The 8,777-nt window shown below is 44.9% G+C and carries 8 protein-coding genes; all 8 read right to left on the minus strand.

Going from position 1 to position 8,777, the window contains the following annotated elements:
* Positions 1-274: 274 nt before the first annotated feature.
* Positions 275-751, minus strand: a complete 477-nt coding sequence (locus tag BS617_RS17780; protein ID WP_075174347.1) for an Hcp family type VI secretion system effector — start codon at positions 749-751, stop codon at positions 275-277.
* Between the two features lie 339 nt (positions 752-1,090).
* Positions 1,091-2,338, minus strand: coding sequence for a hypothetical protein (locus BS617_RS17785; protein ID WP_075174348.1), 1,248 nt, complete (start codon positions 2,336-2,338; stop codon positions 1,091-1,093).
* 56 nt (positions 2,339-2,394) lie between these two features.
* The gene (locus tag BS617_RS17790) at positions 2,395-3,465 is read right to left on the minus strand and encodes a hypothetical protein (protein WP_075174349.1); all 1,071 of its coding nucleotides are present in this window, start codon (positions 3,463-3,465) and stop codon (positions 2,395-2,397) included.
* 9 nt (positions 3,466-3,474) lie between these two features.
* Positions 3,475-5,085 carry a PAAR-like domain-containing protein gene (locus BS617_RS17795; RefSeq protein WP_075174350.1) on the minus strand — a complete coding sequence of 537 codons (1,611 nt, stop codon included), beginning with the start codon at positions 5,083-5,085 and terminating at the stop codon, positions 3,475-3,477.
* Entirely contained in the window at positions 5,075-6,121 is a 1,047-nt protein-coding gene (locus BS617_RS18230) for a hypothetical protein (RefSeq protein ID WP_075174351.1), read from the minus strand. The genes BS617_RS17795 and BS617_RS18230 overlap by 11 nt, the downstream gene beginning before the upstream one ends.
* A gap of 2 nt (positions 6,122-6,123) precedes the next feature.
* Positions 6,124-7,212: a DUF2169 family type VI secretion system accessory protein gene (locus BS617_RS17805; RefSeq protein ID WP_075174352.1), complete on the minus strand. Its 1,089-nt coding sequence runs from the start codon at positions 7,210-7,212 to the stop codon at positions 6,124-6,126.
* A gap of 10 nt (positions 7,213-7,222) precedes the next feature.
* Positions 7,223-7,729: a DUF6484 domain-containing protein gene (locus BS617_RS17810; RefSeq protein ID WP_075174353.1), complete on the minus strand. Its 507-nt coding sequence runs from the start codon at positions 7,727-7,729 to the stop codon at positions 7,223-7,225.
* Between the two features lie 8 nt (positions 7,730-7,737).
* Positions 7,738-8,777 (minus strand): type VI secretion system Vgr family protein (locus BS617_RS17815; protein ID WP_139303245.1); only part of this gene is annotated, 1,040 nt, incomplete at its 5' end.

The raw sequence follows: 8,777 nt of genomic DNA on the forward strand, positions 1-8,777 counted from the left end.
TCAATGCCAAAAAGCGCTGATACAGATTCTTCACCTGCTAGACGAGTTAGCAAAAAAACATCGTCACCGAGTGGGGTATCAATTGCCAACAAACGGCTTTGCTGCTTAAAGTCAGCCATACACTTCCTTGTGTTACGCTACAAACACACCAGTTACACTCAAACTAGTGTGTATTAAATCGTTTAATGTGGAAAAATAGCGATGTAATAGGTCATCTACATCGATAAACCCAAGACAACAGCTCATGCTGCTGCCTTGGCAGAAAGACCTAAGCTTACAAACGAACACCTGTAGCGATGTCATAACCAGCAGGCACGCTACCTTCTGGTTGATGCTGCTCGTTCCATGTTGTGTATTTCATCTCTACTTTAGTGAAGTTAAGAGAAACAGCTTCAACAGGGCGGTCACCGTTACTCATCACACTGTAACCACTAATTAGCGTATTAGTCAGCGTGTACTCCATATAAGTTTCGATACCTGAAGAGCTGGTTTGAGCCATATGAATTTTTGCTGTTTTACCTTGGCCAACGCAAGATTCAGCGAAAAATAGTGGAGAGGTCTTATCCATTTTAGTCGTTAGCGTGATCTCACCAACAACCGGCGTAGTTGATTCGCGATCTTTACCCTGACCAGGCTTGGTGGTCAAACTACGAGTCACATTCCATTCCATTGAGTCACACTCAACCCAATTCTCGTGGCCCGCTGCCGTCACATCACCATCAATACCATCGATCTTTAAATAAATTGCCATGAGTTTACAGTTCCTTTTTTTGACAAATTTATAATGCAGGAGACCCCTGCACTTACAAATCCTTTAACGAAGCCAACTAACATTAGCTCAATTAAAGGGTGTTTCCCCATTTTAAAAACAGTCGTCCGCCATGGACTACTTCCAGAAAACACAATATAAAAAAGGACATCAGCACTACTCACGGCAAGGTGCTGCGATACACATGGAAGACATCCTTTTCTTACCATTGTCTGGGAGGCTAAGACAAACGCTATGATAGGTGATCTTTTTCTATAAAAAAATCAGAAAAATACCTAGTTTTGCAATTTTTTAAATATCTTCAAACTTTTTCATGAATAGTTAACCGATACCAACCGGCAGTGTGAGATCGTGCACATAGGAACCTGGATATGATAAAGCCAATGCTATTTCGGCCACGCGTTGCTGACGTTGGTTGCCTTCAGTTGCGATGGTATTGAGGTTCTCTTGTGAGTAGGGCTTTCCGGCAATCCAACGCTGCCCCTTTTTAAACTCTTCCTGATGGGATAACCACCATGCCTGCAACCGCTCAGCTGAGGGTATCGGCAGATCACTTTCATAGGCTTGTGCCCACGGGTCTTGCTTCCTTCTTACATTAATATTGTCGAGATTCTGCAATTCACTCTCGTCTTCATCCTCTATAACAGGACATAGATTCTCTTCCTCAATGTCGATCCCTGTTATAAACGCAAATGACTCGCCGGCTAAGCGTGCATAGTCTGCCTGTGAAGTCCACTCTATTATAGTTGGCACGTAACCTGTATCACCTGATACAGCCAGCGCATAGAGTTTGATGGTTGGCGATAAATCAGCCGATAGGATAGATGCTGTGAGTGCTTCTTGTTGGGCTATATCGAACAATGGGTAAATAAGCTGAATCGCTTCGCGTGTATACTCGCAAGCTTGGGTCACATAGGACTGAAGCAAACTAACTCGCTCTCTGTCCCCCAGTAAAAGTACTGCTCGAATAGCATTGAAACGCACCCCTTCATGCTGGCTGGTCAATAAGGTATTTACAAGCGACATGAGTTGATCGACGTGGTATTTACGATTACCTAGGTAACGTAATGCTGCTATCGTAATTCGATGATCCTGAGCGCCTAAGTATGACGCCACTTCGGCAACAGGAAGATCAACGCCTCTTGCTGCTGACGCGTTAATGGCAGCAGCTTGTACCACAGGTGACGAATGCTCTAGGGCATATTGTATAAACGAGTATGTTACCGAGACAGGAAACCACGCTAATGACTGCGCTAGCTCTTCACCTTGTTCAGAATCATCTGATAACTCACTCAGCAAGGTAATAAAGTGTTCCCAGTTGCTTTGTTGAATAGCCGAAGTTAAATGGATGAATAAGCCGCCCTGCGTCTCATGATCGACCCTCGATAACGTATCAGCTCCATCCAGCGCTTCATACTCAAGAAGATGTAAGTATTCGTTGAGTTGACGATCATACCGAGCGATATCCATTGGGTAAAAACGTGATGAATGGGTCGCATTGTGCCTAAGTACCCATGCATGCGGTGCATCGTGTCGTAAAATAGAGGCTAACCATGGAGATAGTGCCATGTTAGCTGTTCCTTTGTGCATTCATTGACGCATCCCTGCATATCATTTGTTGTGCTCTACTTTTTAAATGTTTTGAGTTTGTCCAGTAGTTCACCCATTGCATCTAAGGTTTCTTCGGCATTGTGGGTCATCATCTCGAGTACTTGAGCCTCTTCTTTAGGCATGGGAGAGCCGCTGTAAATCATTTTCCACTGAACACCGTCGTAAAGCGCTACCCGACCTAAGCTGGCAAACATCATTAATCCATGCCCTACGTCCATGCGGCGGGCACCCAATGAGCTGATTTGACCTTCAAAGTCGTATTCTTTGTATTCGAGCGTTTGCGCATTATGTGGCATGACATACACGCGTGATTCATTCCCGAAAAAGATACGCCCTTGGTAACTCACGACGCTGGAGAATTTATCAACACGGGATTCTGGCATGTAGGTTTCCCATTCATCACCCCGGCCTCGGGCTATCATGCCCCATGCACCTCCGATATAAACATAGCCATCCTCGGCACAGCAAACGCACATAGGAAGAAACGGAGCATCGACCACATCAACTGGACTCCAGTCTTCACCATCAAAGTGCCAGATGTCATTCTTACCGCCCACGGCATAGAGATCGTTTTCATCAAAGCCATCAAGATCATAAAAACCTGTATTTTTGGCAGTTGAATCTTGAATGGACTCAGTCATTAACTCCCAATGATCGGGGCCGATTCGTTTAGTGATAATGCGTCCAAAGCCGACCCCATATACTTGCTCGCCTACTTTCGAGATGTTCTCGATACGTAAATGTTTAGGGAGCTTTTGTTCTACCCGCTTATTTTCGCCGAGGCCGCCGTAATAAACAGAACCAGCATCGTCAATCATAATTGATTCTTTGAACACAGTATTAACTACTCTCGTGTTAAAGAATGATGTTCTATTCCAAGTTGTAGCCCCCCAAACTGGAGGTTTACCATCCTCTTGAACTTTCAAATTATGTATAGCTAAACGTGTTTGGCCTCTGCTGGTATAATAGTCAAATGTCTCTTCAGGCAATTCCTCTTCTGCAGAAACAGCAAAGTAATTGGGCGCTAAAATTGCACAATCATGGATTATGAAACCATCCAAAATTCGATATTTTATATCTTCCATTTCCACTCCTTACTCTACACCAGAGCCTTCGGTAGTTTGCTGTTCAGTAGACCCATCTTTAGTTGTCGGTACTGGCTCACAATCAATTTGTTTATAAAACGTATCGAGTTGTGCCTTTATACAGTCAGGATCACAATGCTCCATACCGAACCAACGCTCACCAAAGTCCCTATCAACAGCATTCTTATGAGCCTCGGCTGCTAGTTCTATGGCGCGAGACATACTAAGCACTTCACCTAAATGTTGTTTGGTAATTTCATCAGTTTCCGTATGGAAAGTTCCATGAGTACCATCACTGTGACCCGTACCTTCGGCACATACAACGGGAGCAGCACGATGCACGCTATTCGTATACGCAGGGCAATTTTTAAACCAAGCTTCTGGTAACAAGTGATGGCCAGTTTGCCCTGGACAACAGCCACCGACAGAAGCATTGCCCAACTGACCAAAAAGGTCATCAGCGGAGCCTACACGCCCTTGTGTATTATGATTTCTAACCGTGTTTCTATCCGTACCATGGCTGTTAGCTGTTTGCGATTTATTATAAGGCGATAACATGCATTTACGGGCTTTAAGACAGTCGTTGTTCGCGACCATTTCTTTCATTTGGTCACGAAAGTGCTCCCAGAATTCATCTTTCGTTATTTCACCTTTGCGGTATTTATCTAGCTGTTCTATGTACTCTAAGCCAGTATTTAACTGGTCACGTAGAGCACCAATTTCGTCTTTCAGCTCAAATACATCCATCGCACCTGTGACCGCGGTATAAATTCCATCACCCACATTGTAAACAAAGACACCTGTCTCACACGCCGCCGTTCCCGCAGGAGAAAAAACGGTACAGCCCAATGCCGCCGCGTGCTTGGCACCCGCTCTAACCCCAAAATCCGCCGCTTTATCGACCATCAGATCAATGATCACTTGGTCAATATCATGCATTACTTCCATTGCTTCATTTTGAAAATCGTTAAGGCGCGATTCTAATGACTCAATATTAGTTGGCTTAATCATAAGGCCTAGGCAGTTTTTATCTTTCCATGTTTTGTCTCTAGGCGTGACACGCCGTGGAGGGTTATGTCGCCTCGCTCGCTTCTCTTGCTTACGACGAAATCTTCTATTTTCGCCGTCTTTTATTTCACACTCATCTTTAACTCTATTACGGTCCCTACGGCATTTTCTTTCAGTGGTAGCCGTATCAATGTAAGTCCAGTTACCGGTGTTACCCGGATCAGATCCGTGATTGTGCGTCATTTTGTCAGTATGACGACATACGTTATACCCTTCGATAAATACGTCCATCGACCATGAGCGAAAATAAGTTTTCCCTTTTATTACCCCTGTTTTCTTACCCATACCAAGCGCCATGGTGGCAGGCTCGTTCCCAGTGCTGGTTTTAAAAAACGAGTAATCTTTCAGTGCTACTGGCTTACCAGTAATCATGACGGTTTTGCTAGCGTTCGTTAAATCTTTAGCGAAGGCCGTATTAGCATAAGGAATAAGCACTTTACCCGCACTAGGAAAAGGTGGGCTCCAACATGGATCAGGAAAGGCCGCAGTCGATACGCCATCAGCGACCTTACAGGCCACTTCCAAGCCGTTTGCAAACACTTCATTTGGCATAACCACTCCTTTCAAACGAAACAAACATAGCCGCTCTGGGCGAATCATCGTTGCTGAGATGAGCACAATAATCAGTTCGCATGGAGGGATTTTGTAAGGAGGCATATAAAATCATATTCATCATAGCAATACCGGCCACGGCACCAATCTCCCCCACATGACTGGCGGGTAACCACAAAGGTTGCGTCTTGATCTTACGATCTAACACACGGGTTTGGGCCAAGCCAGCCTCCTCAAAAAAGTAATGCTCACCCGAGGCACTCGCGACTCGATATTGGCAGTTGGCTAACGCTGATTGCGCACGTTCCGATGCCTTTCTAATCGCTTGAGTTAGCCCTACCGCTTTACAGGGTAGGCCGCTATCAATGACTGCTTGTTCTTCGGTTATTGCCGTGGAAAGGATAAGAAATTGATCTTCCTTTTGTGAGGGTCTACCCACTAATAAAGCACCAGCACCTTCACCGGGAATAAAGCCATCACTATTTTTATCGGTTAACACCCTCACTTTTCTACTCACTCCTTCCCGAGATGGAGGGCTCAACAGTTGTAAATGCGTCTGTGAGTTGAGGTAGGTGTCTGCCGCTACAATAAGCACCTTATCGTCAGGTTGCGTCATTACTGTATTGCTTCGCTCTAGAGCACTTGCTAAGGCTGCTCGGCCTTCAGGGATAACCTCAAGCGTAATACCACCTAATCGTTCTTGTATATAAGGGCGATTTACTAATGCTTTAAGTAAATTGGCTTTATGTATATCAGGAAATAAACCTGGTCTGGATGCTTCACTGGTACATAAAAATACATGCTTGATGGTATCGCAGGCTATTTCACTTAACGCCTCTTCAACATAGGCTGCTAATCGAGAATACCCTCTTAGCTTTGAGTCGATGTCACAACGTGCCTGCTGTCTGTAGGTGCCACTGTACCCAAGCAACATGGCTGAGCCATTAGTTTTCCAGCCACGACCTAAAGCACTGACCAACCCTATTTGTTCGATAGCGAGAGGACGATTAGCCTCCACAGGCGTACGTTGTTGCATCGTTATCTAATCCCTCCATTAAGCACCTTAAATTCCTTGCCTTTTGCTCGCGCAAGACGCCATGCTTTGGTTGGCTGACCTACAATTATCGTATTGATTTCCGTACTGTAATATTCAATGGGGATACTGGCCCGCCACACCACACTAAATCGACGCAGCTCTGGTTCAATAATCAGTGTGTCCGCTCTCACATCTAGCAGCTGCTCATTACCACCCGATTTTATCGCTGACACATAGATATGAGTATCGGGTACGACGAACGAAAATTCTCCCTCTGGCATGACGTTGCTCAATGTTATTTCTTCGCCACCGCACAAATGACTAATACGCTGATCATTTGGGGCACATTGATAAAATGCCTCTTTAAAGTCATCCGGTAAAAAAGGGCTGACTTCTCGCTCCCAATGCTCATCATAGGTGCCAGCCAAGGCTAATCGGTCCTTAAAGTTTCTTGAGATGGGGCCAAATGACACGGGTTCGATTTCTTGATTAAATCGAGTAATTTTTTGATTTAAAGGCTCTAATTGAGGTGCTGGTTTGCCGTCTAAATCGTTTGCATTAGTTTTGGGCGCATACCCAATGCCTAATGGGTTGTTAACAAATGTGTGAGCAATACCTTTACTATCAAACTCAGAATAATCAACACCGCCGTATGCAAGGCCATAGTGGATTATCTGTTTTTCAAAAGGCAATGCTTTGCTTAAAGATAATGACCAACCACTTTTTATCCACTGCCTAGGGCCATATACTCTAAAACGCTTATCAAGTTCCGAACCAACTTTAAGACCTACCTCTACCTCTGGTTTATTTGATAACGAGTAAGCATGGGCATGCATAATCACATCACATTGCGGCTTAAATCGAGCGAAGTCATTCTCATATAAAATAGGCGTAAACCCTGGCTGCCCTAACGAAACATCAGCGGTAATAATATCCAATGATGATTCTGGGTCTAGGAGTATCGCTTCACCTCCTGAGCATTGCGGAAAAGCCCAAGACCCCTTAGCAACAATAACTACACAAGACCTTCCGTCGGGCATTAACCCTGATGAGTATTGAGCGTTTAATTGAGTGAAGTTATTCAATTCCATTTGGCATGGCTCAATTGATTTTCACCGCACTACCTTTAACACGATTTGTACCATAAGCCTGTGTGCTCACAGTCACACCCTGAATGAGGAGGTGTCCATCTTTGTCTAAGCTGATTTTTGCATCACCGCACTTAAGTAAAATACCTTCTGCACATTCAATAGTTTTAGGTGTGTTGATCTCTAGAACCTGATCTTGCACTACACCCAGAATCATTGGCTGCTTCACATCACCTTTGATAAAAACCAACGTTACTTTTTTGTTGATATCATCAAGCTCTAATTTTGTCGTGGACATAGCGATCATGTCATCGCATTCACTATACTCATGCGATACTAATGGCTGGCCCGCTAAGTTAAACCCAGTCAACACACCTAATATAGGCATTTCTATATGAACAGGTTTGCCGTTCTCCATTTGCAACGCGGAATCAATATAAGGGTTCAATGGCTCATGATCAGATTTTTTTTCCATAACTTCTGAAAAAGATAAAGATTCTGTCACATGTTTACTGGCCATATTGATCCCTAGTTACCTAATACTTTTTTCGCTTTTAATGAAATGACACCGCCAGCTTTAACCGACGTATCTTTACCCGACTGGGTTTTAATCTCGCCTTCAGCCTTCACCGTTATATCAACACCTTGGATGGTGATAGTGCCATCAGACAGCATGTGAATACTCGACTTCCCAGTACGAAGGATGATCTCTTCCCCTACTTCATAGATCATTTTCTCGCCAATAGTATTCGTCTGGTTTTGCCCAACGGTCGTACTTTGATTAACCCCTACCGTATTGTCTTGGTTAACCCCAACCGTATTCTGCTGCATCGCCCCAATCGTATTGGTCTCATTCACACCTACCGTGTGCACACGTACCATGCCCACCGTTTTAATCTCGGCAATTCCCGTTGTGTGCATACGATTGTTGCGGATGAGAATTTTCTCGTTGTTGTCGACTGTCTCGGTACGGTCGTGATGTACAAACACCGTTTCGTCGTGATCGATCTCTTTTACGCGGTCATGACCCACCCAGTGCGATTCGTCATTTTCAACTTCGATACGTTGGTCTTTTTCAGCGTGCAGCCAGACCTCTTCTTCGCCTTTTTTATCATCAAAGCGCAACGCATTGGCATTACTGGCCGTACCGCCTTTGGTGGATCGCGTGAGTGTTCCGCTTTGAGTTTTGTTCGCCGGTAATTCGTACGGTGGCATTTGTTCAGCGTTGTACACGCGGCCGGTGATGATCGGACGATCTGGGTCTCCATCCATAAAGTCGACGATGACTTCTTGACCGATACGCGGCAGATAGATGTTACCCCAGTTTTTACCCGCCCAACTGTGGGTGACACGCACCCAGCAGGAGCTGTTTTCGTTGTAAGCGCCGTAGCGGTCCCATGGAAACTGGACTTTTACACGACCGTATTCGTCCGTGTAGATCTCTTCGCCTTCAGGACCTACAACAATCGCATTTTGTGGGCCTTGCATTCGCGGCCAACCGGTGGTTTGTGGGGGACGGTAAATAGTTTCTGATGAGATGCAGCGGAATTCGTTACTGTATTCTTTGT

This window comes from Neptunomonas phycophila (assembly GCF_001922575.1).
In the GTDB taxonomy this organism is placed as follows: domain Bacteria; phylum Pseudomonadota; class Gammaproteobacteria; order Pseudomonadales; family Balneatricaceae; genus Neptunomonas; species Neptunomonas phycophila.